This is a genomic window from Caballeronia sp. INML3B, from assembly GCF_023631305.1.
Classification (GTDB): domain Bacteria; phylum Pseudomonadota; class Gammaproteobacteria; order Burkholderiales; family Burkholderiaceae; genus Caballeronia; species Caballeronia turbans.
On the sequence record NZ_JALQDI010000001.1, the window covers coordinates 13,643 to 39,736 of the forward strand.

22 protein-coding genes, 1 tRNA gene and 2 riboswitches are annotated in these 26,094 nt (G+C 64.5%); of the genes, 7 read left to right on the forward strand and 16 right to left on the reverse strand.

The window, feature by feature from the left end; translation table 11 throughout:
- Positions 1-7 precede the first annotated feature (7 nt).
- From NCS58_RS00065 to flgB, 8 genes are all read right to left on the reverse strand, one after another.
- The gene (locus NCS58_RS00065; RefSeq protein WP_061116553.1) at positions 8-1,135 is read right to left on the reverse strand and encodes a flagellar basal body P-ring protein FlgI; all 1,128 of its coding nucleotides are present in this window, start codon (positions 1,133-1,135) and stop codon (positions 8-10) included.
- A gap of 2 nt (positions 1,136-1,137) precedes the next feature.
- Complete coding sequence (locus NCS58_RS00070; RefSeq protein WP_096031949.1) at positions 1,138-1,821, reverse strand: flagellar basal body L-ring protein FlgH; 684 nt, start codon at positions 1,819-1,821, stop codon at positions 1,138-1,140.
- A 21-nt stretch (positions 1,822-1,842) separates the two neighbouring features.
- Positions 1,843-2,631, reverse strand: coding sequence for a flagellar basal-body rod protein FlgG (gene flgG / locus NCS58_RS00075; RefSeq protein ID WP_250477211.1), 789 nt, complete (start codon positions 2,629-2,631; stop codon positions 1,843-1,845).
- 34 nt (positions 2,632-2,665) lie between these two features.
- A complete protein-coding gene (gene flgF, locus NCS58_RS00080; RefSeq protein ID WP_250537554.1) occupies positions 2,666-3,418 on the reverse strand; it encodes a flagellar basal-body rod protein FlgF in 753 nt (250 codons plus the stop codon).
- A 47-nt stretch (positions 3,419-3,465) separates the two neighbouring features.
- Positions 3,466-4,683 carry a flagellar hook protein FlgE gene (gene flgE, locus NCS58_RS00085; RefSeq protein ID WP_061116557.1) on the reverse strand — a complete coding sequence of 406 codons (1,218 nt, stop codon included), beginning with the start codon at positions 4,681-4,683 and terminating at the stop codon, positions 3,466-3,468.
- Between the two features lie 49 nt (positions 4,684-4,732).
- Entirely contained in the window at positions 4,733-5,395 is a 663-nt protein-coding gene (locus NCS58_RS00090) for a flagellar hook assembly protein FlgD (RefSeq protein ID WP_284502085.1), read from the reverse strand.
- An 88-nt stretch (positions 5,396-5,483) separates the two neighbouring features.
- Positions 5,484-5,909 carry a flagellar basal body rod protein FlgC gene (flgC, locus tag NCS58_RS00095; protein ID WP_035499295.1) on the reverse strand — a complete coding sequence of 142 codons (426 nt, stop codon included), beginning with the start codon at positions 5,907-5,909 and terminating at the stop codon, positions 5,484-5,486.
- Between the two features lie 75 nt (positions 5,910-5,984).
- Entirely contained in the window at positions 5,985-6,464 is a 480-nt protein-coding gene (flgB, locus tag NCS58_RS00100; RefSeq protein WP_250537555.1) for a flagellar basal body rod protein FlgB, read from the reverse strand.
- Positions 6,465-6,666: 202 nt separating this feature from the next.
- Between flgB and flgA the strand changes: the two genes are divergently transcribed.
- From flgA to flhA, 5 genes are all read left to right on the forward strand, one after another.
- Positions 6,667-7,956 carry a flagellar basal body P-ring formation chaperone FlgA gene (gene flgA, locus NCS58_RS00105; protein ID WP_250537556.1) on the forward strand — a complete coding sequence of 430 codons (1,290 nt, stop codon included), beginning with the start codon at positions 6,667-6,669 and terminating at the stop codon, positions 7,954-7,956.
- Between the two features lie 179 nt (positions 7,957-8,135).
- Entirely contained in the window at positions 8,136-8,462 is a 327-nt protein-coding gene (flgM, locus tag NCS58_RS00110; protein WP_061116909.1) for a flagellar biosynthesis anti-sigma factor FlgM, read from the forward strand.
- A 98-nt stretch (positions 8,463-8,560) separates the two neighbouring features.
- Entirely contained in the window at positions 8,561-8,995 is a 435-nt protein-coding gene (locus NCS58_RS00115; RefSeq protein ID WP_061116561.1) for a flagella synthesis protein FlgN, read from the forward strand.
- Positions 8,996-9,208: 213 nt separating this feature from the next.
- Positions 9,209-10,417, forward strand: a complete 1,209-nt coding sequence (gene flhB, locus NCS58_RS00120; protein ID WP_061116562.1) for a flagellar biosynthesis protein FlhB — start codon at positions 9,209-9,211, stop codon at positions 10,415-10,417.
- On the forward strand, positions 10,414-12,522 hold the full coding sequence (gene flhA / locus NCS58_RS00125; RefSeq protein WP_250537557.1) for a flagellar biosynthesis protein FlhA: 2,109 nt from the start codon (positions 10,414-10,416) through the stop codon (positions 12,520-12,522). Before flhB ends, flhA begins: the two co-directional genes overlap by 4 nt.
- Before the next feature lie 45 nt (positions 12,523-12,567).
- Here the strand turns inward: flhA and NCS58_RS00130 are convergent, their stop codons facing one another.
- The 6 genes from NCS58_RS00130 to NCS58_RS00155 form a co-directional block, all read right to left on the reverse strand.
- Positions 12,568-13,956: an L-serine ammonia-lyase gene (locus NCS58_RS00130; protein ID WP_061116564.1), complete on the reverse strand. Its 1,389-nt coding sequence runs from the start codon at positions 13,954-13,956 to the stop codon at positions 12,568-12,570.
- 21 nt (positions 13,957-13,977) lie between these two features.
- Positions 13,978-15,081: an alginate lyase family protein gene (locus tag NCS58_RS00135; protein ID WP_061116565.1), complete on the reverse strand. Its 1,104-nt coding sequence runs from the start codon at positions 15,079-15,081 to the stop codon at positions 13,978-13,980.
- Positions 15,082-15,205: 124 nt separating this feature from the next.
- Positions 15,206-18,136, reverse strand: coding sequence for an aminomethyl-transferring glycine dehydrogenase (gene gcvP / locus NCS58_RS00140; RefSeq protein ID WP_250537558.1), 2,931 nt, complete (start codon positions 18,134-18,136; stop codon positions 15,206-15,208).
- A gap of 53 nt (positions 18,137-18,189) precedes the next feature.
- A complete protein-coding gene (gene gcvH / locus NCS58_RS00145) occupies positions 18,190-18,570 on the reverse strand; it encodes a glycine cleavage system protein GcvH (RefSeq protein ID WP_061116567.1) in 381 nt (126 codons plus the stop codon).
- A 61-nt stretch (positions 18,571-18,631) separates the two neighbouring features.
- Entirely contained in the window at positions 18,632-19,756 is a 1,125-nt protein-coding gene (gene gcvT, locus NCS58_RS00150; RefSeq protein ID WP_250477217.1) for a glycine cleavage system aminomethyltransferase GcvT, read from the reverse strand.
- 115 nt (positions 19,757-19,871) lie between these two features.
- A riboswitch (glycine riboswitch) is annotated at positions 19,872-20,003 on the reverse strand.
- 10 nt (positions 20,004-20,013) lie between these two features.
- Positions 20,014-20,116: riboswitch (glycine riboswitch) on the reverse strand.
- A gap of 82 nt (positions 20,117-20,198) precedes the next feature.
- Positions 20,199-21,245, reverse strand: a complete 1,047-nt coding sequence (locus NCS58_RS00155) for an oxidoreductase (protein ID WP_250537559.1) — start codon at positions 21,243-21,245, stop codon at positions 20,199-20,201.
- A 145-nt stretch (positions 21,246-21,390) separates the two neighbouring features.
- Here NCS58_RS00155 and NCS58_RS00160 point away from each other — a divergent pair, with 145 nt between their 5' ends.
- The gene (locus NCS58_RS00160; protein WP_250537560.1) at positions 21,391-23,478 is read left to right on the forward strand and encodes a UvrD-helicase domain-containing protein; all 2,088 of its coding nucleotides are present in this window, start codon (positions 21,391-21,393) and stop codon (positions 23,476-23,478) included.
- 73 nt (positions 23,479-23,551) lie between these two features.
- Here NCS58_RS00160 and NCS58_RS00165 read toward each other — a convergent pair whose 3' ends face one another.
- On the reverse strand, positions 23,552-24,466 hold the full coding sequence (locus tag NCS58_RS00165) for a cytochrome c5 family protein (protein ID WP_250537561.1): 915 nt from the start codon (positions 24,464-24,466) through the stop codon (positions 23,552-23,554).
- A 304-nt stretch (positions 24,467-24,770) separates the two neighbouring features.
- Here NCS58_RS00165 and NCS58_RS00170 point away from each other — a divergent pair.
- Positions 24,771-24,846, forward strand: a tRNA-Arg gene (locus NCS58_RS00170).
- A 70-nt stretch (positions 24,847-24,916) separates the two neighbouring features.
- Here NCS58_RS00170 and NCS58_RS00175 read toward each other — a convergent pair.
- Complete coding sequence (locus NCS58_RS00175; RefSeq protein ID WP_250537562.1) at positions 24,917-25,936, reverse strand: aromatic ring-hydroxylating dioxygenase subunit alpha; 1,020 nt, start codon at positions 25,934-25,936, stop codon at positions 24,917-24,919.
- Positions 25,937-26,094 lie beyond the last annotated feature (158 nt).

The following is a 26,094-nucleotide window of genomic DNA, read 5'->3' on the forward strand; positions in this document are numbered from 1 at the left end:
TCGTTCCTTAGATGATTTCGAGGTCTGCGCGCAGTGCGCCCGCGGCCTTCATCGACTGAAGGATCGAGATGAGATCCGCCGGCGTCGCGCCGAGCGCGTTGAGCGCCTTCACGACATCCGCGAGGTTCGCGCCCGCGCTCAGCATCTTGAGCGCGCCGCTGTCCTGCTTCAGTTGAATCGAGGATTCCTTCGCCGCGACCGTCTGCCCGTTCGAGAACGCGCCCGGCTGGCTCACCGCCGTCTTCGTGTTGATGACCACCGACAGGTTGCCGTGTGCGACCGCGCAGTTCTGCAGCGTGACCATCTGGTTCATCACGATCGAGCCGGTGCGCGCGTTCAGGATCACCTTCGCGGCGGCCTGCGCCGGACGCACGTCGATGTTCTGCAACTGCGCCATGAACGACACCTGCTCGCTCGCATCCTGCGGCGCGCGCAGTTGAATCGTGCGGCCGTCGAGCGCGAGCGCCGTGCCCATGCCGAACTGGTTGTTCACCGCCGCGACGATGCGCTGCGTCGTGTCGAAATCCATCTCGCGCAGTTCCATCTGCATGACGCCGCCCTGCTGCTGCAACGCCGACGGCACCGCGCGCTCGACGATCGCGCCGGCCGAGATGCGCCCGACCGCGAGCTGGTTCACCTGCACCTTGCTGCCGTTCGCGCTCGCGCCCGCGCCGCCGACGACGAGGTTGCCCTGCGCCATTGCATAGACCTGGCCGTCCGCACCCTTCAGCGGCGACATCAGCAGCGTGCCGCCGCGCAGGCTTTTCGCGTTGCCGAGCGAGGACACGGTCACGTCGATCGCTTCGCCTGGGCGCGCGAACGGCGGCAGCGTCGCCGTCACCATCACGGCGGCGACGTTCTTCAACTGCATGTTCTGCGTCGTCGCCGGGTTCACCGTGATGCCGAGGTTGCCGAGCATGTTGGTGAGCGACTGCGTCGTGAACGGCGTCTGCATGGTCTGGTCGCCGGTGCCGTCGAGGCCGACGACGAGACCGTAGCCGATCAGCGGATTGTCACGCACGCCCTGGAACGAGACGAGGTCTTTCAGACGCTCGGCGTGGGCGTGCTGCGCAGAGCCTATGGCGACGAGCGCGGCCGCGAGCGAGAACGAAACGAAACGGAGAAACGGATTCATGATCAGAACGGCGCGACGTTGAGGAAGAAGCGTTGGAGCCAGCCCATGTTCTGAGCTTCGTCGATATAACCCTTCGCCGAATATTCGATCTTCGCGTCGGCGACTTGCGTGGAGAAGACGGTGTTGCTGCCCGAGATCGTCGTCGGGTTGACGACGCCGGAGAAGCGCACGAATTCGTTGCCCTGGTTGATGAGCATCTGCTTTTCACCGCTCACCATGAGGTTGCCGTTCGACATCACTTCCGTGACCGTCACGGTGAGCGTGCCGCTGAACGTGTTGGCCGCGCTCGCGCCGCCCGCCGCCGTGAACTTGTTGGCGCCGGTGGCCGACAGGTTCGTGTTGTTGAAGAGACCGCCGAAGATGCCCGGCGTCGTCGGCACGGCGAACGAGCCGTTGCCGGCGCGGTTGGTGTTCGCCGCCGACGACTTCGTCGCGTTGACGTTTTCCGAGATCACGATGGTCAGGATGTCGCCCACGTTGCGCGGCCGCTGGTCTTCGAACAACGGCCGGCCCGCGTAGCCCGCGTTGTAGATCGCGCCCGGCGAACGCGTGCCGACGGGCGGTTGCGGCGGACGCGCGGTCATCGGCTGCTGGACGATCGGCTCTTTCGGCACGAGGCCGCACGCGCCGAGCGCTGCAATGAGCGCGGCAATCGTTGCACGCGAGAGGATTTGAGTAGGCGACATCTTGGTGACTCGTATGAAGCGTTAAACCTGCATCTGCGAGAGCGTCTGCAGCATCTGGTCGGACGTGGTCACGGCCTTGCTGTTGATCTCGTAGGCACGCTGCGTCTGGATCATGTTCACCAGTTCCTGCACGACATTCACGTTCGACGCTTCAACGTAACCTTGCTGCAGCGAGCCCGCGCCGTTCAGGCCCGGCTGGGAGACGTTCGGCGCGCCCGAGCTGCCCGTTTCGGAGAACAGGTTTTCACCGCGCGCTTCGAGACCGGCCGGGTTGATGAAGGTCGCGAGCTGAATCGAGCCGACCGTCGTGCTGGCCGTGCTGTTTGGCTGCGTGATCGACACCGTGCCGTCCGAGCCGATGGTGATCGCCGTCGCATTTTGCGGAATCGTGATGGCCGGGTTCAGCTGATACCCGCTCGACGTGACGAGCTGGCCTTGCGCGTTGGTCTGGAACGAGCCGTCGCGCGTGTAGGCGGTCGTGCCGTCGGGCATCGTCACCTGAAAGAAGCCCTGGCCGTTGATCGCGACGTCCTTCGAGTTGCCGGTCTGCTGCAGATTGCCCTGGGTGTAGAGGCGCTCCGTTGCGACCTGTTGCACGCCGGTGCCGAGCTGGACGCCCGATGCCAACTCGGTTTGCTGCGTAGAGTTCGCACCCGGCTGGCGCGTGGTCTGGTACAGCAGATCCTCGAACACCGCACGCGAGCCCTTGAAGCCGTTCGTGCCCACGTTAGCGAGGTTGTTGGAGATCACGTCCATTTGCGCCTGTTGCGCGTTCATGCCGGTCGCGGCGATGTAGAGAGAGCGATTCATGTCTTTCGTGTCCTGTGTAGCTTGCGTTCGCCGCTCAAGAGAAGTTGAGCAGCTTGTTGGCCGACTGTTCGTTCTGATCGGCCGATTCCATCAGCTTGGTCTGCATCTGGAACTGCCGCGCGTTGGTGATCATCGAGACCATCGCGGAGACCGGGTTCACGTTGCTGCCTTCGAGCGCGCCGCCCGCGACGACCACGCTCGGGTCCGCATCGGCGGGGTCGCCGGTCGCGGTCCGGAAGAGGCCATCGTCGCCGCGCGTGAGCGTCGCCGGATCGGGATTGACGAGCTTCAGCTGATCCACGACCGCGATTGCCGTCGGCGGGTCACCCGGAATCAGCGCGGAGATCGTGCCGTCCTTGCCGATCGTGACTTCAGCGCCCGGCGGAATCGACAGCGGGCCGCCGCCGCCGAGCACCGGCTGGTTGTTCGCCGTGACGAGCTGGCCGTTCTGATCGACGTGCAGGTTGCCCGCGCGCGTGTAAGCCTCGCTGCCGTCCGCCGCCTGCACGGACAGCCAGCCGGGTCCTTGAATTGCGACATCGAGCGGATTGCCGGTCTGCTGCACCGGCCCCGCCGAGTAGTCCGCGTTCGGCGTGGACGACAGCACGAAAGTGCGCGTCGTGCCATCGGCGGACTGGTTCTCGAACGACATCGGCACCTGGCGGAACGCCGCGAGCTGCGCCTTGAAACCCGTGGTCGACGCGTTCGCGAGGTTGTTCGCCACGACGGCTTGCTGCTCGAGCGCCTGGCTTGCGCCAGTCATCGCGGTGTAGATCAGACGGTCCATGAATCGCTTCCTTCTTTCCTGATGCGTCTAGTGCGTGCGAACGATGCTTACAGATTGATCAGCGTCTGATCGACGGTCTGCTGTGTCTTGATGGTCTGCGCGTTCGCCTGATAGTTGCGCTGCGCGGTGATCAGATTCACGAGCTCGCTCGTCAGGTCGACGTTCGAGTTCTCCACCGCGCCGCCCTGCAGCGTGCCGTGGTTGGTCGAGCCCGGCACCGAGACTTGCGCCGCGCCCGACGCCGCCGTCTGCGCGTACACGTTGCCGCCGAGGTTCTGCAGGCCGTTCTGGTTGTTGAAGTTCGCGATCGCGATCTGGCCGAGCGCCTTGGTTTCGCCGTTCGAGTAGTTGCCGGTCAGCATGCCGTCGGTGCCGACCGTGAAGCCCGTCAGTTCGCCCGTGCTGTTGCCGTCCTGATGCAGGTTCGTGAGACCGCTCTTCGCGCCGTACTGCGTCGTGCCGGAGAGATCGAGCGTCAGCGTCTGCGTCGCGCCGGGCGTCGGATCGGCGCCGTTCGGGATGGTGAACGTGAACGTCTTGCCCGAGGTCATGTTGCCCGATGCGTCGAACGTGACGGGGCCGAGGTCCGTCTTCTGCGTGACCGGATCGCCGTAGCCCGCGAACGCTTCCCACGTGTTGGTGCTCGACTTCGTGAAATACACCGACACCTTCTGCGTGCCGCCGAGCGAGTCGTACGCATCGACGGACGTCGACGCGTTGTAGGTGTTGCCGTTGGTCGGATCGAAGTCGGCGGCTGCCTTGACGTCGTCCTGCGAATTCAGGTTGAACGCGGCGGTGATCGTCTTGGTTGCGGTCGGCGCGATGTTCGCCGTCGGCACCGTGAGCGGCACCGTGCTCGCGCTGTTGACGACGCCGCCCGAATCCGCCGCGTAGCCCATGAGTTGCAGCCCCGACGAATTGACGATGTTGCCGTTGTTGTCGAGATGGAACACGCCGTTGCGCGAGTACACGATCGAGCCGTTGTTCGACAACTGATAGAAACCGTTGCCGTTGATCGCGACGTCGAGCGCCTGGTTGGTCGTGGTGATCGTGCCCTGCGAGAACTGCTGCTGCACTTCGGCGAGACGCGTGCCGATGCCGATCTGGTTGCTGACGGCCGTGGCCATCGAGCTTGCATACATGTCGGCGAACTGCGCCGCGCCTTGCTTGAAGCCGACCGTGTTCGCGTTCGCGATGTTGTTGCCGATCACGTCGAGGTCGCTCGATGCGGCGCCCAGACCGCTCAGTGCTTGTTGGTAACTCATTTGATGTATCTCCGTGACGAGACCACGCTCGCCCTAAATGAATGGGGAATCAGAGAATCGAAGCGACGCTCGTCAACGCAACCGTCGAACCGTTCGCGAGCTTCAGACCCGGCGCACCACCCGACATCTGCACGACGCTTTGCACCTGCGAAGCCGACAGCGTCGTCGCGGTCGCCTGCTGGCCGTTGATCGTGCCTTGCGCAGTGATCGTGTAGCTGCCGTCGGCGAGCGTGGCGCCCTTCGAATCGACCGGCGTCCAGCCTGTTACCGGCACGACGCCTGCGCCCTGCGCGCCTAGATCGAGCGTGTTGACGATCTGGCCCGACGAATTCTTCACGACGATCTGCAGGTCGCTCACGTCGTTTGCCAGTTGCACGCCGAAGCTCGACGACGCGCCCTTCGACACGGTCACGCTGTTGCCCGCCGCGAGCACGTTCGAGCCGATGAGCAGCGCGGCCTGCGTCTGCTGGCCGGCGGAAAGCTGCGTCGCGAGCGAGGACAGCGACGTGTTCAACTGGCCGATGCCCGTCACCGTGTTGATCTGCGCGAGCTGCGAGGTCATCTGCGAGCTGTCGGCGGGGTTGGTCGGATCCTGATTCTTGAGCTGCGTCACGAGCAGCGTGAGAAAGGTGTTCTGCAGATCCGACGCCGACTGCGCGCCGGTCGCCGAGCTCGACGAAGACGCCGACGAACTCGACGACGCGCCGTTCATGGTGTCGAGCAGCGTCTGCGAGACGGTCGTGCCGTTGCTGCCGATAGTGGTGCTGGAGGAGCTCACGTTGTGTTCCTTGAAGTCTTGATCAGGTTCCGATGGTCAGGGTCTTGAGCATCAATTGCTTGGCGGTGTTCAGCGTTTCGACGTTCGCCTGATAGGAACGCGAAGCGGAAATCATGTTGACCATCTCCTGCACCGGATCCACGTTGGGCAGCGTCACGTAGCCGTCCGCGTTTGCCGCCGGGTTGCTCGGGTCGTAGCTGGTTTTCATCGGGCTCGGATCGTCGATCACGCCGGTCACCTGCACGCCGCCGACCTGCTGGCCCGACGCGGTGCGCGCGCCGCCGAGCGGATCGACCGCGAAGACGACCTGTTTCGCCTTGTACGGCTGACCGTCCGGGCCGGTCGTGCTGTCCGCGTTTGCGAGGTTCGACGCGGTGACGTTCAGGCGCTGCGCCTGGGCGGACATCGCCGAGCCGGCGACGTTGAAAATGTTCATCAAAGAGGGCATCGCTAATCCTTTTCCGGGTGGAGTCGGCGCTTCGGCGCCGTGGCTCCGGCCCCATGCCGGGCGGGAGCCACGGCGTTAACTGTTCGATGTGATCGCCGAGAGCATCGACTTGATCTGCGACGACAGCACCGTCATGCCCGCCTCGAAGTGCAGCGCGTTGTCCGCGAACTGCACGCGCTCGGCGTCGAGGTCGACCGTGTTGCCGTCGAGCGACGGCTGGCTCGGCACGCGGTACGCGAGCTTGCCGTAGTCGTCGCTCGAACCGCCTGATGCGGACAGCGTCGACGTGCCGCTCATGTGGCCTTTGGCCGTCGTCGCCAGGCCGCCGCTCGCGCTCACGCTCACGGGCTGCGCCATCTTCAGCGTCGGATTGTTCGTGGCGCCGCCGCCCTGCTTGAGCGCGCCCGCGAGCGCGCTCGAGAAATCGACGTCGCGCGCCTTGTAGCCGGGCGTGTCGGCGTTGGCGATATTCGACGACAGCAATTCCTGCCGATACGCGCGCACATCGAGCGCCTCACGGCCAAAAGCGAATTCCTTGTCGAGTCTGTCTAGCATTCCGGTTTCTCCTGTCGGCAGCGCCGAGGCCTTTTTGCATGACACGCATCTTAGGAGCGGCGCGCAATAACTAATCCGACGAATAACCGGGAAACGGGGCCTCTATTCGACGCTTGCCCGCAGCGGCCGATATCTAGAATTCGTTTCGTTAGGAGCCGCCGCGTGTTTGCGGCTCGATTCGGATCACGTACGGAGAAAGTTGATGAGCAGGTCGGCGAAGCGTGCATCGAACCCTACGGCTCGCGTCGCTATGACGCTCGCGCGCCGCTCGCTGCGCGTTCTGGCCGGCGTGTCGCTGTTCATGAGCGTCGCGGCGGGCGCGCTTGCGCAGCAGAGCGACGGCCCGATCGTCATCCCCGGCAACGCCGAGACCAATCCGGCCGCGGCGGCCGACATGGCGAAGAACCTGAATGCGCCCGTTTCGCGTGCCGCGGTTCCCGTCGCGGCGCCCGCCGCACCCGAAATCGCGCGTTCGAGCGGCTATCGCGCCGCGACGAAAGCCGCCGACGCCGCGATGCGCAACGCCGCGCTCGAACTGGACGCCCGCGCCGACGCCGCCGACGACTCGATGAACGACGCGAGCGGCATGATCGTCATTCCCGGACCGGGCGAGGCGAAGCCCGCGCGCGCGCCGGTCGCGGCTCCCGCGCTCGCGAGAGCGCCCGCCGCATCGGTTTCGGTTTCGCGCGATGTGATGCCCGTTGTCGTGACACGCGAAGATGGCGTCGCCCGCGGCGCGAATTCAAAGCCTGTCGCGGCGAGTCCCGCGACGCCCGTCGGCGCCGCTTCGCCGATGCGACGCGTGAGCTTCAATCCGTCGACCGCGGCAGCAGCCGCGCCCGCCGCCGCATCGCCGCAAGCGCCCGCCGCGATGCAGGACGGCGAATCGATCCGCGTCGCCGCGTTCAACTTTCTGCAGCAGCAGGCGGCCGGCTTGCCGGGCAAGGTCGAGATCACCGTCACGCCCGTTTTCCCGCGCGGCCTCGCCGCCTGCTCCGCGCTCGATCCGTTCATGCCGACCGGCGCGCGCCTCTGGGGCCGCATGACCGTCGGCGTGCGCTGCGTCGGCGAGCGCCCGTGGACACTCTATGTGCAGGCGCGCGTGTCGATCAACGCCACGTTCTATACAGCGGCGCGCGCAATCGCGCCAGGCGAGGTGCTGGGCAACGCCGATCTCGTCGCCCGCGAAGGCGACATCACCGCGATGCCGCAGGCCATCGTCACCGATCCGGCGCAGGCTGTCGGCGCGGTCGCGCTGTCGCGCGTGCCCGCAGGCCTGCCGCTGCGCACGGACATGCTGCGCGCGGCAAGCTCGGTCGCCATCGGCCAGAACGTGCACGTCGTCGCCGACGGCTCCGGGTTTTCGATTTCGGCCGAAGGCACCGCGATGAACAACGCGGCGCCCGGCCAGCAAGTGCGCGTAAAAACGGCCGGCGGTCAGATCATCACCGGCATCGTGAAGGACAGTCAGACGGTGGAAATCGCCCTCTGAAGCGGGCTATGTTCGGTTCCCCACGTTTGTTTCATTTTGTTGCAAATGCGCTGAATGCCCGCCAGACAAGGCGTTCAGGGCGATGAGCGCGCCGAACGGCAGTTGGCAGTCCCCCGGCAGGGTAAAGTTTTCAAGCACCCTCGCCGATAAAGGACTCAACACGTTCGGGAATGGACATCGTGAAAATCGAATCGAATAGCAACACCACTCTGGCAGGCCTTCAAGACAACCTGCAGCGCGCGTCGCAAAACGACGCGAAGGGCGCCGCTGGCACCGTGCAGCAATCGGGCACGGGCACGGCGACGAATTCGACGGTGAGCTTGTCGCCGCTGTCGACGGACCTGCGCGCATCGAACGGCTCGGACATCGACACGGCGAAAGTCGAGTCGATCAAGGCCGCGATCCGCGACGGCAGCCTGAAGATGGACACGAGCAAGATCGCCGACGGCATTCTCAGCACCGCCCGCGACCTGCTGCAAACGAGAACCCCGCCGACCGGCGGCTGAACGTAGTGACCCTTGCGCGTCTGTGCGAAACAGGCGCGCGGCGGCGAGCGGCGTTCTTGCACCGGCGGCTTTTGTGAAACCGCTATTCGAGCGATGCAATGAGAGACGCCCTGCTTGCCACTGTCACCGAAGAAGTCGCCGCTGTTCAGGCTTTCGAATCCCTCCTCGTCGATGAGGAAAAGGCGCTGATCGCCGCGCAGCCGCTTCCGGCGCTGCCTGAAATCATCGAGAACAAGACCGCGCTCACCGAGCGCATCTCCGCACTCGAAAAGGCGCGCGACGAGCAGTTGAAGGCGCTCGGTTTTCCCGGCGGCTTCGTCGGCATGGAAGCCGCCGCCGCGGACGACAGCGCGATCGCCGCGCAATGGGCGCTGCTCACCGCCGCCGCTCGACGCGCGAAACAGGGCAACAACAACAACGGCGTGCTGATCCGCACACGCATGGAATACAACCGCAAGGCGCTCGCCGCCTTGCAGGTCGCGCCGTCGAAGAGCGGTTTCTACGGCCCGGATGGCCGCGTGCCCGGCGCCTGACCGCCGCTTTTTTTCGCTTTGCCGAACGGCGCGTGCTTCCCGCGAGGCACGCGCCGCTTTCGTTTCCCGCGCTTTCATCTAGCGAATAACCCCCTTTTCCCCGGCTTTATCCGCCGATGGCCGCTCGACGCCTTCCGCAATAATCGCTTTCATCAAAAAGCGGCTTCGCGCCGCTCGCACGTGCAAACGATGGAAACAACGGAGTAAGGCCCGGTGGCAGAAGAAAGCGATCTCGAAAAAACCGAATCAGCCACTCCCAAGCGCCTGGAAAAGGCGCGGGAGGAAGGCCAGGTTGCGCGTTCGCGGGAACTCGCGTCGTTCGCTCTCCTTTCGGCGGGATTTTTCGGCGTGTGGGGTTTGTCGGGAGCAATGAGCCAGCATTTGCAGTCGATCCTGCGCGGCGCGTTCACCTTCGATCACGCGACCGTGCTCGACTCGCGCCAGATGATGATCGGCGCGGCAAACGCGAGCAAGGAAGGTCTGTTCGCGGTGCTGCCGGTTCTGCTGCTGACGGCTTTCGCCGCGCTCGCCGCGCCGATGGCCCTCGGCGGCTGGCTCATCACGACGAAGCCGCTTGCGCCGAACTTCGGGCGCCTGAATCCGGTCAGCGGCCTCGGCAAGATCTTTTCGATGCAAGGGCCGGTTCAGCTCGGCATGTCGGTATTGAAGACGATCGTCGTCGGCGGCATGGCGGGCTCGGCGATATGGAGCCGCAAGGCCGAAGTGCTCGGCCTGCTGACGAAGCCGCTCGATCTCGCGCTCGCCGACGCGATGCACCTGATCTTCGTGTGCTGCGGCATGGCGATCGGCGGGCTCTTTCTCGTCGCGGCCATCGACGTGCCGTACCAGCTCTACTCGCACGCGAAGAAGCTGCGCATGAGCAAGGAAGAAGTGAAGCGCGAGCACAAGGAAAACGAAGGCGATCCGCACATCAAGGGCAAGATTCGCGCACAGCAGCGCGCGGCCGCCCGCCGCCGCATGATGCAGGCGATTCCGACCGCCGATGTGATCGTCACGAACCCGACGCACTTCGCCGTCGCGCTGAAGTACACGGACGGCCAGATGCGCGCGCCGAAAGTCGTCGCGAAGGGCGTGAATCTGGTCGCGGCGCGCATCCGCGAACTGGGCCGCGAGCACAACGTGCCGCTGCTCGAAGCGCCGCCGCTCGCGCGTGCGCTGTATCACAACGTCGAGATCAATCGCGAGATTCCGGGCGCGCTCTATGGCGCGGTCGCGCAGGTGCTGGCGTGGGTCTATCAGCTCAAGCGCTACAAGGAAGATGGCGGCATCGCGCCGGACGAACCGTCCGATCTCGACGTGCCGAAGGAACTCGACAAAGGCGGCGTAACCGACGCCGAGGCCGAACAGGAAGCCGCAGAGGCCCTGGCCGGCGACAACACTGACAAGGGAGCCGCCGCATGAACGCGCGCGCTGGATTTTTCGCCAAACGGCCCGACGCGCTGGGGTCGCAGAACCTTCGGGCGCTCGCCGGCCCGATCCTGATCTGCATGATTTTGGGCATGATGATTCTGCCCCTGCCGGCGTTCCTGCTCGACCTGCTGTTCACCTTCAACATCGCGCTGGCGGTGATGGTGCTGCTCGTCAGCATGTACACGCAAAAGCCGCTCGACTTCGCGGCATTCCCGAGCGTGCTGCTGTTCTCGACGCTGCTGCGGCTGTCGCTGAACGTCGCGTCGACGCGTATCGTGCTGCTCGAAGGCCACACCGGCCCCGACGCCGCGGGCCAGGTGATCGAATCGTTCGGGCACTTTCTCGTCGGCGGAAACTTCGCGGTCGGTATCGTCGTGTTCGTGATCCTGATGATCATCAACTTCATGGTGATCACGAAGGGCGCGGGGCGTATCGCGGAAGTGGGCGCGCGCTTCACCCTCGACGCGATGCCCGGCAAGCAGATGGCCATCGACGCCGACCTGAACGCAGGCCTCATCAACGAGGAAACCGCGAAGAAGCGCCGGCAAGGCGTGGCGCAGGAAGCCGAGTTCTACGGCTCGATGGATGGTGCGAGCAAGTTCGTGCGCGGCGATGCGATCGCCGGTCTTCTGATCATGGTGATCAACGTGGTGGGCGGGCTGATCGTCGGCATGCTTCAGCACGACATGGACTTCGCGCACGCGGCGACCAACTACACGCTGCTGACCATCGGCGACGGCCTCGTCGCGCAGATTCCGTCGCTCATCATCTCGACGGCGGCGGGCGTGATCGTGTCGCGTGTCGCGACAGAAGAGGACATCGGCACGCAGCTTACCGGCCAGTTGTTCCAGAATCCGCGCGTGCTGATGATCACGGGCGTGATCATCGGCGTCATGGGATTGATTCCGGGCATGCCGCACTTCGCGTTCATGCTGCTCGGCGGCGGTCTCATCTACGCCGCGCGCTCGATGAACAAGCGCGCCGAGGCGAAGAAGAAAGCGAGCGCCGTCACCGATGTCACGCCGCTCGCGGCAAGCGCCGCAGCCGCGTCGGCGGAGAATGCGGAGGCGAGCTGGGAGGATGTATCGCTCATCGATCCGCTCGGGCTGGAAGTGGGGTATCGGCTGATTCCGCTCGTCGATCGCAACAGCGACGGCGAGTTGCTCAAGCGTATCAAGGGAATTCGCAAGAAGTTCGCGCAGGAAATCGGCTTTCTGCCGCCGGTCATTCACATTCGCGACAATCTCGAACTTCGGCCGAATGGCTATCGCATTGCGCTGAAGGGCGTCGAGGTCGGTGTTGGCGAAGCCTTCCCGGGCCAGTGGCTCGCGATCAATCCGGGTCAGGTATCGGCTGCCCTGCCGGGCGCGCAGACGCAGGATCCGGCATTCGGCCTGCCGGCGGTGTGGATCGACACGAATCTGCGCGAGCAGGCGCAGGTGTACGGCTACACGGTCGTCGATGCGAGCACGGTCGTCGCGACGCATTTGAATCATCTCGTGGTAACGCATGCGGCCGAGTTGCTCGGGCGACAGGAAGTGCAGGCGCTGCTGGAGCGCATCGGCAAGGACACGCCGCCGCTCACGGACGATCTGGTGCCGAAGGTGCTGTCGCTCACGACGCTGCAGAAGGTGTTGCAGAATCTGCTCGACGAAAGTGTGCCGATCCGCGACATGCGCACGATCCTGGACGCGTTGCAGGAGCATGCGCCGCGCATGTCCGATCCATACGATCTCACGGCGGCGGTCCGTCTCGCGCTCGGCCGCGCGATCACGCAGCAGTGGTATCCGGGCACCGACGATCTACAGGTGATGGGCCTCGATCCGACGCTGGAACGGGTGTTGTCGCAGGCTTTGTCGACGGGGACCAATCCCGGGCTCGAGCCGGGCCTCGCACAGACGCTGATGAACTCGACGCAGAACGCGATCATGCGTCAGCAGAATCTGGGATTGCCGCCGGTGTTGCTCGTGCAGCACTCGCTGCGCGCGATGCTGGCGAGGTTTCTGCGCAGGAGCCTGCCGCAGTTGAAGGTGCTGTCTTATGCGGAAGTGCCGGATACCAGGAATGTGAAGGTGGTGAATTTGATTGGGGCGTGAGCTTGCGTCTCGCTGTGAGCGTGGACAGGCCGTCCACGCTTTTGCTCAACACTCCACAATATTCACCGCCAACCCACCGCGCGAAGTTTCCTTGTATTTGGTCTTCATATCCGCGCCGGTCTCCCGCATCGTCTTGATGACCGAATCGAGCGAAACGTAATGCGACCCGTCCCCGCGCATCGCCATGCGCGCGGCGTTGACGGCTTTCACGGAACCCATCGCATTGCGCTCGATGCACGGAATCTGCACCATCCCGCCGACCGGATCGCACGTCAGCCCGAGGTTATGCTCCATCCCGATCTCGGCTGCGTTCTCCACCTGCGCCGGTGTTCCACCTTGCACCGCGGCCAACGCGCCCGCCGCCATCGAACAGGCGACGCCGACTTCCCCCTGACATCCGACTTCCGCGCCGGAGATGGAAGCATTCATCTTGTACAGAATGCCGATCGCGGCCGCCGTCAGCAGAAAATCGATGACGCCCTGCGTGTTCGACCCCGGCACGAACCGGTCGTAGTAATGCAGCACCGCAGGAATGATCCCCGCCGCGCCATTGGTCGGCGCCGTGACGACGCGCCCGCCGATCGCATTCTCTTCATTCACCGCGATCGCGTAGAGATTGATCCAGTCGATCATCGAAAGCGGATCGCGCAAGGCCTGCTCCGGTTTGCCCGCCAGCGCCTTGTACAACTGCGGCGCGCGCCGCTTCACCTGAAACGGTCCCGGCAAGTGCCCTTCCGCATCCGGATTGCCGATACCGCAGCCGCGCGCGACGCAATCCTGCATCACGTCCCAGATGCGCAAAAGGCCCGTGCGAATCTCGTCCTCGCTGCGCCAGACGCGCTCGTTTTCCCACATCAACTGCGCGATCGACTTGCCCGATTCAGCGCACATCTTCATCAGCTCGTCGCCGGTATGGAACGGATACGGCAACTGCTCGTGCGCCGTCAGCACCGCCGTGTTCGCCGCGCCTGCCGTCACGACGAATCCGCCGCCCACCGACAGGTACGTCGCTTCGCGCAGCAACGCGCCGTCCGCATCGAACGCGTAGAGCTTCATGCCGTTCGGATGCTCCGGCAGCGCCTGCCGATAGAACGCGATGTTTTCCTTGATCGTGAACGGAATCTTGCGCTTGTTGAGCAACGCGAGCGTCTTCGACGCACGCACCGCTTCGAGTCGCGGAACGATGCTCGAAGCATCGACGGTATCGGGCGCATCCCCCATCAGGCCGAGCATCACGCCGCGGTCCGTGCCGTGGCCCTTGCCCGTCGCGCCGAGCGAGCCGTACAACTCGCATTTCACCGATGCGGTCGGTTCCAGCAGCCCGTCGCGCTCGAGCCCCTGCGCGAACATTAATGCTGCGCGCATCGGTCCGACAGTGTGCGAGCTCGAAGGTCCGATGCCGACTTTGAAGAGGTCGAATACGCTGACTGCCATGACTGCTCCTGCGTGTAAGAGTTAGCGCGCCGGCAGCGGCAGACACACCGCGAGCCAGGCGGGCGGGGTCGGTGCAAGCCGCAGCGCGACCGGCGCGTAGCGGCCGTCAAGCCGCGCCGCCAGATGAAAGAGTTCCGCCGCGTTCTTCGGATCCCACTGACCCGAGAAACCCGGCAAGCCCGCCTCGCGACGCTTGGCGTCGAACGGCACGGACGACTTCACGAATTCATCGTGCGTCTTCGTGCCGAGCGCGTAGGGCGTGAGCCAGTTGAGCGCCTCGGCGAGCGTCGCGCCCGACTGCGCGCGCTCCGGCAGCCAGTTGCGGTTGTGCCGCCGCGCGGCGAGCGCCGCCGTCACGAGCGGCTGAAGATCGTACGTCACGTAGCGAAGCGCATCGCGTTCGGCGAAATCGACCGTCGATCCGTCCGGCGCGATGTTGTCGCCGATATGCTCGACGAAAAGCCGCTGCGCCGCATTGATGAGCTTGCGGTCGTCGATGGTGAACGCGCCCATCGCCACCAGCTTCACGCGATGGCTCTGCCAGTTGTTCCGGTAATTGCCGGTGAGCGGCCGGGGCTGCTTGTCCATGTCGGCGATGTAGCCGTTCACCATTTTCGTGATGAACGCGTTCGCCGCGTTGCGCGTCTTGACCGGCAAGGCGCTCGCCGTGAGGTCGTACGCCAGGATCAACGATTCGAAGTTCGTCTCGTCGATCGGATTGAAGCTCGGCTGATAGGTCGTCGTCCACGCGAACAGGAAGCGGTCGACGAGCCGCAGATAGCGCTCGTCGCCGGTCGCGCGCCACGCGAGTGCGGCATCGCGCATGAGGCCGAGGTCTTTCTCCGCTTCGACGCTCTCGTCGTAGATGCCCTCGTGCGGCAGCGTGCCTTCGGTGTGCAGCTTCGCGCGCGCCTTCGGCTGATCGTTCACGTGCGATTGCACCATCTTCACCAGCGCCTTCACACCGGGATCGGCATTGGTGCGTTCGCTCGTCTGCATCGCGGGCGCGGCGCAGAAATTCATCGCGGCCTGCGCGGACGACGCGGCGACGAGCAGCGCGCCGAGCATCGCTCGCGCCGCGCGCGCGCGGATCGTCCCTTTCACCTCTCGCACCTTGAACGCCATGTGAACTCCCTGGTTTGGCTTTTTGGTCCGGGGTGAGATGTTAGCTGTTCTGGAACGCGCCGCAAAACCGCCCGACAATGCTTTACGCTTCCGGGCGGCGCCCTCTCAGGTCCTTCGCGATGCCTTACTCGTCCGCGTACTCCGATACGGGCACGCACGAGCACATCAGATTGCGATCGCCATACGCGTTATCCGCGCGTCCGACCGGCGACCAGTACTTGCGCGCCACCAGAGACTTCACCGGATACGCCGCCGCCTCGCGCGTGTACGTGTGCGTCCAGTCATCCGCCGCGACGACCGTCGCCGTGTGCGGCGCGTTCTTCAGCACGTTGTCCTCGCGATCGGCGCGGCCTTCTTCCACCGCACGGATTTCCTCGCGGATCGCGATCATCGCGTCGATGAAGCGGTCGAGCTCTTCCTTCGATTCCGATTCCGTCGGCTCGACCATCAGCGTGCCGGGCACGGGGAAGCTCATCGTCGGCGCGTGGAAGCCGTAGTCGATCAGGCGCTTCGCCACGTCTTCCACCGAGATGCCGCTCGATTCCTTGATCGGCCGAACGTCGAGAATGCACTCGTGCGCGACGAGTCCGCCCGCGCCGCTGTACAGCACCGGATAGTGCGGCGCGAGACGCTTGGCGACATAGTTCGCCGCGAGGATCGCGCTTTCGGTGGCGGCAGTGAGACCTTGCGCGCCCATCATCGCGATGTACATCCACGAGATCGGCAAGATCGCGGCCGAGCCGTAAGGCGCCGACGACACCGCGCCGATGCCCGCGTCGTCGCGCTTGTAACCCGTGGATGCCTGATTCGGCAGGAACTTCGCCAGATGCGCGCCGACTGCAACCGGACCGACACCCGGCCCGCCGCCGCCGTGCGGAATGCAGAACGTCTTGTGCAGGTTCAGGTGCGACACGTCGCCGCCGAACTGGCCAGGCGCGCACAGGCCGACCATGGCGTTCATGTTCGCGCCGTCGACATACACCTGGCCGCCGTGCGAATGCACGATGTCGCAAATCTCGCGGACGTTGCGCTCGAATACGCCGTGCGTCGACGGATACGTGATCATGATCGACGCGAGATTCGCTGAATGCTTTTCGGCCTTCGCCTTCAGATCTTCGATATCGACGTTGCCGTTCGAATCGCACGCGACGACGACGACCTGCATGCCCGCCATCTGCGCCGACGCCGGATTCGTGCCGTGCGCGGACGCCGGAATCAGGCACACATTGCGATGCCCTTCGCCGCGCGATTCGTGATACGCGTGGATGATGAGCAGCCCCGCGTATTCGCCTTGCGAGCCGGCGTTCGGCTGCAGCGAAACAGCCGCGTAACCCGTGCACGCGACGAGCATCTGTTCGAGCTGATCGATCATCGTGCGATAGCCGACCGTTTGCTCGCCGGGCGCAAACGGGTGAATCTGCGCGAACTCGGGCCACGTGACGGGCAGCATTTCGGATGTCGCGTTGAGCTTCATCGTGCAGGAGCCGAGCGGGATCATCGTGCGGTCGAGCGCGAGATCCTTGTCGGCGAGGCTGCGCAGATAGCGCAGCATTTCGTGTTCGGAGTGATGGCGATTGAAGACCGGATGCGTGAGGTACGCGCTCGTGCGATGTAGTTGCGCCGGCAGCGGATCGGCTGCGGCCTGATCGAGCGCGTCGATATCGAACGTTTCGGTCTTGCCCGCGACTTCGGCGAACAGCGCGAAGAGCTTGAGCAGGTCGTCGCGCGTGGTGGTTTCATCGAGCGATACGCCGACTTGCGTCGCGCTCACGTGGCGCAGGTTGATATGCGCGGCGTACGCAGCCTGATGCAGCGCGGTCGTGCTCGCGCCGCTGTCGATCGTGATCGTGTCGAAGAACGTGTCGTTGGCGATCGCATAGCCGAGCTTCTTCACGCCGGCCGCAAAAATGGACGCCACGCGGTTCACGCGCAACGCGATCGTCTTCAGGCCGCGCGGGCCATGATAGACGGCATACATGCTGGCCATGATCGCGAGCAGCGCTTGCGCCGTGCAGACGTTCGACGTCGCCTTTTCGCGGCGAATGTGCTGTTCACGCGTTTGCAGCGCGAGGCGCAGCGCGGAATTGCCTTGCGCATCGACGGTCACGCCGACGAGACGCCCCGGCATCTGGCGCTTGAATTCGTCGCGCACGGCCATGTACGCCGCATGCGGCCCGCCGAAGCCGACCGGCACGCCGAAACGCTGCGTATTGCCGATTGCGACATCCGCGCCCCATTCGCCCGGCGGCGTGATGAGCGTCAGCGCGAGCAGATCCGCCGCCGCGACGACATGGCCGCCCGCCGCGTGGATTGCTTCCGCGAGCGCGCGATAGTCGCGCACATCGCCATTCGCGCCGGGGTATTGCAGCAGCACGCCGAACGCGTTCGCGCTCGCAGCATCCGCGGCCGGGCCGACCTTCACTTCGATGCCCGCGGGCTTCGCGCGCGTCTTCACCACTTCGATGGTCTGCGGCAGCACGTCATCGGCGACGTAGAACACGTTCGATTTCGGCTTGCCGACGCGTTGCAGCAGCGTCATCGCTTCGGCTGCGGCCGTTGCTTCGTCGAGCAGCGAGGCGTTCGCCATCGCAAGGCCGGTCAGGTCCATCACCATCTGCTGGAAATTGAGCAGCGCTTCCAGACGGCCTTGCGAAATCTCCGGCTGATACGGCGTGTAAGCCGTGTACCACGCCGGATTTTCGAGCACGTTGCGCAGGATCACCGCCGGCGTGTGCGTGCCGTAATAACCCTGGCCGATGTAGGTTCGAAACACCAGATTCTCGTCCGCCAGCCGGCGCAGCGACGCGAGCGCTTCCGCTTCGCTCTTCGGCTGCGTGAACGCGCCGAGCGGCAGCGTTTCCTTGCGGCGGATCGATTCAGGAATCACCGCGTCGATGAAGGCCGCACGCGACGCGAAACCGAGCGCTTCGAGCATCGCGCGCTGGTCCGCTTCATCGGGGCCGATGTGCCGCTCGGCGAATGCGTCGTGGCATTCGAGCGCGGCGAGTGACAGGGAAGTGCGGTTCATCAGGCGATCCGGGTGTTCGAGCTTCATGTGAGTTCCTGCGATGCGGCTCACCGTTGAGCCGCAATCGTCATTGAGATGAGTTATTCGCCGATCGACTTGCCGTAGCCTTCGGCGTCGAGCAGCTTGTCCAGGCCGGCGTCGCCCGCCGGCTTGATCTTGAAGAGCCAGCTTTCGTACGGCGCGCCGTTCACCTGATCGGGCGCCGACGTGAGCGCGTCGTTCGATGCGACGATTTCGCCCGAGACCGGCGCGTAGATGTCCGATGCCGCTTTCACCGATTCGATGACGGCGATCGCATCGCCCGCGGTCACGGTCTTGCCCGCCGCGGGCAGCTCGACGAAGACGATGTCACCGAGCGCTTCCTGCGCGTGATCGGTGATGCCGACGGTCAGCGTGCCATCGGATTCGGTGCGGACCCATTCGTGCGATTCGGTGTATTTCAGATCGGCCGGGATGCTCATTGGATGCTCCTTGCGTGTGCTTTCGTGAGGTTCTTGATTCGAGGAAACGGGCGCGACGGCGTTACGACAGCTCGACGAGAACCTTGCCGTTGCGCACGAACGGAAGTTTTACCACGCGCGCCGGAAGTTGCTTGTCGCGGATGACGACCTGCACCGTGTCTCCGACGGCGACAGCCGCCGGCACGCGCGCGAAGGCGATGGATTCCTGCATCGACGGCGAAAAGGTGCCGCTCGTGATCTCGCCGTCGCCGTGCGGCGTGACGACTTTCTGATGGGCGCGCAGCACGCCGCCCGCCTTGCCGTTTTCCTTGATCAGCACGAGCCCGACGAAATTGGCCTTGGAGCCGTGCGCCTCGAGCGCGCTGCGGCCAACGAAATCGCGCTGCGTTTTCAGATCCACGGTCCATGCGAGGCCGGCGTCGAGCGGCGAAACCGTCTCGTCCATGTCCTGACCGTACAGGTTCATGCCGGCTTCGAGACGCAGCGTGTCGCGCGCACCGAGGCCGGCGGGCTTCACGCCCACGGCGGCGAGCGCGTTCCACAACGCTTCGACTTGTGTCGCCGGAACGACGATCTCGAAGCCGTCCTCGCCGGTATAGCCGGTGCGCGCGAGCATCAACTCGCCATATTGCGTCGACGGGAAAACGGCCGCGTTGAATGGCTTGATGTCCTGAGTTTGCGCGCGCGTGTCCGGCAGCACTTGCCAGGTCTTTTCGCGCGCGGTCGGGCCCTGAACGGCGATGATCGCGAGATCGCGGCGCGGCGTGATGGAAAGATTGAATTCGCCTTCGGCATTCAACTGGCCGAACCAGGCGATGTCCTTTTCCGCCGTCCCCGCGTTCACGACCACGCGGAAACTCGTTTCGGAAAAGTAGTAGACGATCAGATCGTCGATCACGCCGCCGTTGCCGTTGAGCAGGCACGAGTAGAGCGCACGGCCGGGCGTCGTGAGCTTGTCGACGTTATTGGCGATGGCGTACCTGAAGAATTCGCGGACGGCGTCGCCCTCGAAATCGACGACGCGCATGTGCGACACGTCGAACATGCCGGCGTCGGTGCGCACGGCGCGATGCTCGTCGATCTGCGAACCGTAGTTGACGGGCATGTCCCAGCCGCCGAAATCGACCATGCGCGCGTTGAGCGCGAGGTGGGCGGCGTGCAGGGGCGTGTGTTGAAGTTCGGTCATCGGGGCCTCGGTTCGCGAAACAAAAAGGCCACGCCGCGCACATTTCGCTCGGCCGATGCCTCTTCGTGCTGCCGAAAGCAGCGCGCAAGGCTCATGCCCCGTAGCGGATGCGATGCGTGACCCCTCTGTCCTCGGTACCTGAGAGATTGCGCGAACCGTGCACGGTCGTGCTGCGGTTCATCGCGCGCCCCTTCGGTGGGCAACTGGCTTCATGAGGAAGCCGCTGCCGCTCTCCAGAGTGCGAGGAAACGAATTCCTCGACGCCGTCGGTCCTTTTGCCTGAGAGTTTGCGGGTATGCCCCTTCGGCGGCGCGGTCTTCGCTGCATGAACGAAACCACGCGCTCTCCCGACGCGTGCGGCAGAATTTACGCGACCGAATAGGGCTTGTCAAACGGATTCGGGCGCGTTCGATGGACACCGAACACGTCCGCTGAACGATGTTCAGGCGAGTTGCCGAAACGGCACGCGCCGCCCTTCCCGGTCACTCTGAATCGCCAGTTCGATGATCGTCATCGTATCGACCGCGTCCTGCGGCGAAATGGGAAACGGCTTGCCGTCCTGAATCGACGCCGCCAGCGCGCGATAAAACTCGATATACGCGCCGTCCTTCGTGGCGAATTCATGACGCAGGTCGAGATCGCCATCGACTTCGCGCAGCACGCCCGGCGGATTCTTCGCAAACTCCGGATTGCCGGGCCGCATGCCGGAACGCAACTGGTCTTCCTGCGTATCGAGCCCGTTTTTCACATAGCTGCCCCGCGTGCCGTGGATCGCGAAACGTGGCGGTTCCAGCGCCGCGAGCGCGCTGGCGTGCAGGATCACTTCCTTGTCGTCGTAGCCGAGCACGAGATGCACGTAATCCGGCGCGTGCGCGTGATCGCGATGCGCCTTGACGAACGCCGTCACCGTCTGCGGCGCGCCGAAGAGCGTCAGCGCCTGATCGATCAGATGCGGCCCCAGATCGAACAGCAGGCCGCCGCCGCGCTCCGCTTCCTCGCGCCAGCGCTGCGGCACTTTCGGGCGAAAACGGTCGAAATGCGATTCGTAATGCGTGATGCGCCCAAGCCGTCCGCTTTCGACGAGCGCGCGCACCGTCATGAAATCGCCGTCCCAGCGGCGGTTGTGAAACGGCGCGAAAAGCAGCCCCTTCTGTTTCGCGAGATCGGCGAGCGTGCGGGCGTCGCGCGCGGAAAGCGTGACCGGCTTGTCGACGACCACATGCTTGCCCGCCGACAACGCGCGATGCGCGAGATCGAAGTGCGTGTCGTTCGGCGTCGCCACGACGACACATTCGAGCCCGTCGACGGCGAGCAGCGCCTCGAAGTCCGCGACGATCCGCGCGTTCGGATAATCCGCCGTCGCGCGTTCGGCCTGGCTCGTCGCGATGGCCGTCACTTCCGCCCGGCCGCAGTGCTCGATGACGGGTGCGTGAAATGTCGCGCCGGCGAGGCCGTAGCCCATCACGCCGACTTTCAGTGCTGTGCTCATGCGGGCATCGTCCTGTCGTAAATTCGATCGGATATTGTGGCACGAACGAGGGCCGGAACCGCGCCGCCGCTATCGTGTTAACATCGCGCTCTCCTCCGCGCGCGGGTTTCAGCAAGCGCGCCCCAAACTCCAGAAGCCCAATACGATGTCCGCTGGTCTCAACGCCGCGCAAAGCGAAGCCGTGCGCTATCTCGATGGTCCCTGTCTCGTGCTCGCCGGCGCGGGCAGCGGCAAGACGCGCGTGATCACACAGAAGATCGCGCATCTGATCGAAGGACGCGGCTTCGAGCCGAAGCACATCGCCGCGCTCACGTTCACGAACAAGGCGGCGCTCGAAATGCGCGAGCGCACCGCGAAGCTGCTCGAAGGCAAGACGCTCACGACGCCCGGCAAGGAAGGCCGCAAGATTCCCGTCAATCAATTGACGATCTGCACCTTCCACTCGCTCGGCGTGCAGATCATGCGGCAGGAAGCGGAGCACGTCGGGCTGAAGCCGCAGTTCTCGATCATGGATTCGGACGACTGTTTCGGCATGGTCCAGGAACAACTCGGCACGACCGACAAGGGTCTGATCCGCAAGATCCAGTCGATCATCTCGCTGTGGAAGAACGCGATGGTGTCGCCGGATCAGGCGTCCGTGCTCGCGAGCAACGACGACGAGCACCAGGCGGCGATCGTGTATCGCAGCTATGCGGCGACGCTGCACGCGTATCAGGCGCTCGATTTCGACGATCTGATCCTGCGTCCCGCGCAGCTTTTCGCCGAGAACGAGCAGGTGCGCGACAAGTGGCAGAACCGCCTGCGTTATCTGCTGATCGACGAGTATCAGGACACCAACGCCTGTCAGTACGAATTGCTGAAGCAGCTCGCCGGCCCGCGCGCGGCGTTCACGGCGGTCGGCGACGACGATCAGGCCATCTACGGCTGGCGCGGCGCAACGCTCGAAAACCTCGCGCAGCTCGGCAAGGATTTTCCGAAGCTGCACGTCGTCAAGCTGGAGCAGAACTATCGCTCGACGGTGCGCATCCTGACGGCGGCGAACAATGTCATCGCGAACAATCCGAAGCTGTTCGAAAAGAAACTGTGGTCCGAGCACGGCATGGGCGACACGATCACCGTCACCGGCTGCAACGACGAGGAGCACGAGGCGGAATCCGTCGTGTTCCGGCTCTCGGCGCACAAGTTCGAGCGGCGCACGCAGTTCCGCGACTACGCGATTCTTTATCGCGGCAATTTTCAGGCGCGCATCTTCGAGCAAGTGCTGCGGCGCGAGCGCATTCCTTATGTGCTGTCGGGCGGGCAGTCGTTTTTCGACAAGGCGGAGATCAAGGATCTCATCGCGTATCTGCGCCTGATCGCCAATCCCGACGACGATCCCGCGTTCATTCGCGCGATCACGACTCCGCGGCGAGGCGTCGGCAATACCACGCTCGAAGCGCTCGGCGCGTTCGCGGGCGCGGCGAAGGTGTCGCTCTTCGAGGCGGTGTTCATGGGCGGCATCGAGGCGCGTCTGTCTGCGCGGCAGGTCGAGCCGCTACGCACCTTCTGCGAATGGATTCGCCGGCTGTCGGACCGGGCGGCGCGCGATCCCGCGACCGAAGTGCTCGACGACATGATGGAAGCCATCCACTACGAGTCGTATCTCTACGATGCGTACGACGAGCGCCAGGCGCAGTCGAAATGGCAGAACGTGCTCGAGTTTCTCGAATGGCTCAAGCGCAAGGGCACGAAGCCCGAAGCCGCGCCGGGAACGGAGCAGACAGGCTACGACACCGCCGACGGGTTCGCCGATGAAGGCAAGAACCTGCTCGGCCTGATCCAGACCGTCGCGCTGATGTCGATGCTCGAAGGCAAGGAGGAAGATCCGGATGCGGTGCGGTTGTCGACGGTGCATGCGTCGAAGGGACTGGAGTATCCGCACGTGTTTCTGGTGGGCGTCGAAGAAGGGATCATGCCGCATCGCGGCAGCTCGGACGACGACGCGCCCATCGACGATTCGCGCATCGAGGAAGAGCGCCGGCTGATGTATGTCGCGATCACGCGCGCGCAGCGCAGTCTGCATCTGAACTGGTGCAAGAAGAGAAAGCGCGCGCGGGAGACGGTGGTGTGCGAGCCCTCGCGCTTCATCCCCGAGATGCTGCTCGACGATGCGCCGCCACCGACCGCCGAGGAAAAGCCGCTGTCGCCGAAGGATCGTATGGCGATGCTCAAGGCGATGCTGCAGAAACCTTGATGCCTTCTTCGTGCTCCAAACAAAAAACCCTGCGCCGCAAGACGCAGGGTTTTTCTCATTGCACTCGGGAAGGTTACTTCGCCGCGTTCACCATGTAATCGACGGCCGCCTTCACGTCCGCATCCGGCGCGTTCGATCCGCCCTTCGGCGGCATCGCGCCTTTGCCGTGCAGCGCGTAGTTATAGACGGTGTCCATCGGCTCCTTCAGGCGCGGCGCCCATGCGGCCTTGTCGCCGAACTTCGGCGCGTTGAGCACGCCGGCCGCGTGACACGCCTGGCAGACTTGCTCGTAGAGTGCCTTGCCGGCCTGCGCGGCATCCGCGCTTTGACCGCCGGCCGCCGGCGCCGCCGATGCAGCCTGCGGCACCGATGCCAGCGCCGCGACGGCTGCCGCCGCCTGCGCGTTCTCATTCGCGCTCGCTCCCGCCGGAGCCGCCGCGCCCGAAGCCGCTGCCGCACCTGATGCGCCCGCGCTCGCCGCTGCGCCCGACGCGGGTTGCGCCGGTTCGGCCAGTTTGCCGCCGCTGCCGTTCGCCATATAGACAACCGCGCGCGCAATTTCGAAGTCGCTGTAATCGTCGGGGCTGGCGCCGCCGCGTGCGGGCATCGCGCCCTTGCCGTTGAGCGCGTTGTGCAGGAGCGTGTCGTAGCCTTCGCCGATGCGCGGGGCCCACGCGCCGGCATCGCCGAACTTCGGTGCGCCAGCGGTGCCCGCTGCGTGACAGGCCGAGCAGACGGCCTTGAAAACTTCTTCGCCGGTCTTGTAGACGCGCGGTGCGTTGGCATCGCGGATATCGACCTGCGCGGCGGGCGCGATGCGCTCCTTCACCGACTGCTCGATGTCCGTGCCCGCGCCGGTACGCGTCGAGTTGTTCACATACACCGCGAGCAGAATGATGATGGCGACCGGGATGCCGAATCCCGCGATGACCGCGGCGATGAGTTGGCCGGGTGTCTTGATCGGGGCTCCGTGGGGTGCTTCGCTCATGCTTGTCTCGTCTCCCGTTTTTTGGTGTGAGTCGGTTCAGTGACAGCGTGACAGCTACCGCATTGCGCTTGCGCGGGCCTTGGGGAAAGGCACGGTCGATTATAGACGGAACGCTTAACTGTCGGCGCGAGGTGGCCGGGGCGGCGGTGCGGGCGTTTACCCGAATCGTGTGATGCTTCGCGCGATGCGTCCAGGCCCGTGCGATGGACGAAGTCATGGAAAACAGGTATTCTCTCGGATTCGCATGGGCCTTGTAGGCGCCTTTTGTTTTCGGGCGCTCCCTCACGCAAGGCCTTTCTCCGATGCGCCCGTAGCTCAATGGATAGAGTACTGCCCTCCGAAGGCAGGGGTTGCTGGTTCGATCCCAGCCGGGCGCGCCAATGAATTCCCCCTCGATCCGGTTGTCGTTCGTTGGTTGTTTCTGTCCGCGATTCCGCCGGCCCGGCTGAACTAGCGCTCGCCGGAAAACGCTCCCGATTCGCCCACCATCGTCCCCCACCCAAACCCCATCCCCGCCAACCACCTCCGATACGCCACCGCCATCCGATCACACCGCTGATGCAGCTCCGCATCGAGATCGAGCGGCAGACGCCGAGGCCATTGCGACTCGACGATCGGCGTGTCCTGCATCAGGATCTCCATATTGAAGTCGTAGAGCGCCTGATCGGAATGCGTCGTGTCGTCCTCATGAATCGACACGAGCCACGCGCGCGTCTCCGTCTGCGTCACCGGCGACGCCGCCAGCATGATATGCAGCGCGCCCTGCCCGCCCGATGCCATTTTCGTGAGACTCGCGATCAACGGCCGCTTGACGCGATACACATAGTCGATCATCGCGCCGCCGCCCTGCCCCGGAATCCCCGCGGGCTGCCAGTATCGACACTGCCGCGCTTCGAGTCCGCCATCTGAAGTCCGCACGACTTCATAGTCCGGCACTTCCGTATGCGTCTCTTCGCCCAGAATCCCCACATGCACGAACGAAAAGTGCGCCATATCGAGAAAATTCTCGACGACGCGCGGCGCCGACGACCTCACAGTCTGCGGCGCGAGATTGATGCGCCGCCCCCCGGGAATCGCGGCTTCGGGAAAGAAATCGAGCGCGTAAGCCGCTTCGCTCAAGCACATCCACACGACGCCGTACTTCTCCTCGCTGACGAAGGTCGTCGCGCAGGCACGCTTCGAAGGACGCAGCGACGGATTCGACGGAATGTGCAGACACTGCCCTTCGATGTCGTAACGCCAGCCGTGATAAGGGCACACGATCTGATCGCGCATCACATGTCCGAGCGACAACTGCGCGCCCCGATGCGGACAGTAATCGCGCCACACATGCGCCGCGCCGACACTGTCACGCCACACGACGATCCGCTCATCGGCGACGACGAACCCGCGCGCACCGCCTTCGGGAACGTCTTCGCTATTGCAAACCGGCAGCCATTCGCCAGCCAGAGAAAGAGATTCGTCGCGCATCACAGTGAATCAGAAATAGAAGTCCGAAAGCCGTTATTACACGAAACACAGCGTCTTCACAAAACGTTGCAAAATAGCGGATCGCTCGCTCGGCGCAATTCGATGCCACTCCATCCAGCCGATGCCACGCGACGGGGCCGCAGTACATGACAGCAAGA

Excerpts from the sequence above, each read along its gene's own strand:
- flgG (WP_250477211.1), bottom strand. The coding sequence starts at position 2,631 with ATGAATCGCTCTCTCTACATCGCCGCGACCGGCATGAACGCGCAACAG.
- flgA (WP_250537556.1), top strand. The coding sequence starts at position 6,667 with ATGAGCAGGTCGGCGAAGCGTGCATCGAACCCTACGGCTCGCGTCGCT.
- NCS58_RS00135 (WP_061116565.1), bottom strand. The coding sequence starts at position 15,081 with ATGGCGTTCAAGGTGCGAGAGGTGAAAGGGACGATCCGCGCGCGCGCG.
- NCS58_RS00165 (WP_250537561.1), bottom strand. The coding sequence starts at position 24,466 with ATGAGCGAAGCACCCCACGGAGCCCCGATCAAGACACCCGGCCAACTC.
- NCS58_RS00115 (WP_061116561.1), top strand. The coding sequence starts at position 8,561 with ATGAGAGACGCCCTGCTTGCCACTGTCACCGAAGAAGTCGCCGCTGTT.
- NCS58_RS00130 (WP_061116564.1), bottom strand. The coding sequence starts at position 13,956 with ATGGCAGTCAGCGTATTCGACCTCTTCAAAGTCGGCATCGGACCTTCG.
- NCS58_RS00090 (WP_284502085.1), bottom strand. The coding sequence starts at position 5,395 with ATGAACGGCGCGTCGTCGAGTTCGTCGGCGTCTTCGTCGAGCTCGGCG.
- NCS58_RS00160 (WP_250537560.1), top strand. The coding sequence starts at position 21,391 with ATGTCCGCTGGTCTCAACGCCGCGCAAAGCGAAGCCGTGCGCTATCTC.
- flgB (WP_250537555.1), bottom strand. The coding sequence starts at position 6,464 with ATGCTAGACAGACTCGACAAGGAATTCGCTTTTGGCCGTGAGGCGCTC.
- NCS58_RS00070 (WP_096031949.1), bottom strand. The coding sequence starts at position 1,821 with ATGTCGCCTACTCAAATCCTCTCGCGTGCAACGATTGCCGCGCTCATT.
- flgC (WP_035499295.1), bottom strand. The coding sequence starts at position 5,909 with ATGCCCTCTTTGATGAACATTTTCAACGTCGCCGGCTCGGCGATGTCC.
- flhA (WP_250537557.1), top strand. The coding sequence starts at position 10,414 with ATGAACGCGCGCGCTGGATTTTTCGCCAAACGGCCCGACGCGCTGGGG.
- NCS58_RS00065 (WP_061116553.1), bottom strand. The coding sequence starts at position 1,135 with ATGAATCCGTTTCTCCGTTTCGTTTCGTTCTCGCTCGCGGCCGCGCTC.
- NCS58_RS00155 (WP_250537559.1), bottom strand. The coding sequence starts at position 21,245 with ATGAGCACAGCACTGAAAGTCGGCGTGATGGGCTACGGCCTCGCCGGC.
- gcvP (WP_250537558.1), bottom strand. The coding sequence starts at position 18,136 with ATGAAGCTCGAACACCCGGATCGCCTGATGAACCGCACTTCCCTGTCA.
- NCS58_RS00175 (WP_250537562.1), bottom strand. The coding sequence starts at position 25,936 with ATGCGCGACGAATCTCTTTCTCTGGCTGGCGAATGGCTGCCGGTTTGC.
- gcvT (WP_250477217.1), bottom strand. The coding sequence starts at position 19,756 with ATGACCGAACTTCAACACACGCCCCTGCACGCCGCCCACCTCGCGCTC.
- flgE (WP_061116557.1), bottom strand. The coding sequence starts at position 4,683 with ATGAGTTACCAACAAGCACTGAGCGGTCTGGGCGCCGCATCGAGCGAC.
- flgF (WP_250537554.1), bottom strand. The coding sequence starts at position 3,418 with ATGGACCGTCTGATCTACACCGCGATGACTGGCGCAAGCCAGGCGCTC.
- gcvH (WP_061116567.1), bottom strand. The coding sequence starts at position 18,570 with ATGAGCATCCCGGCCGATCTGAAATACACCGAATCGCACGAATGGGTC.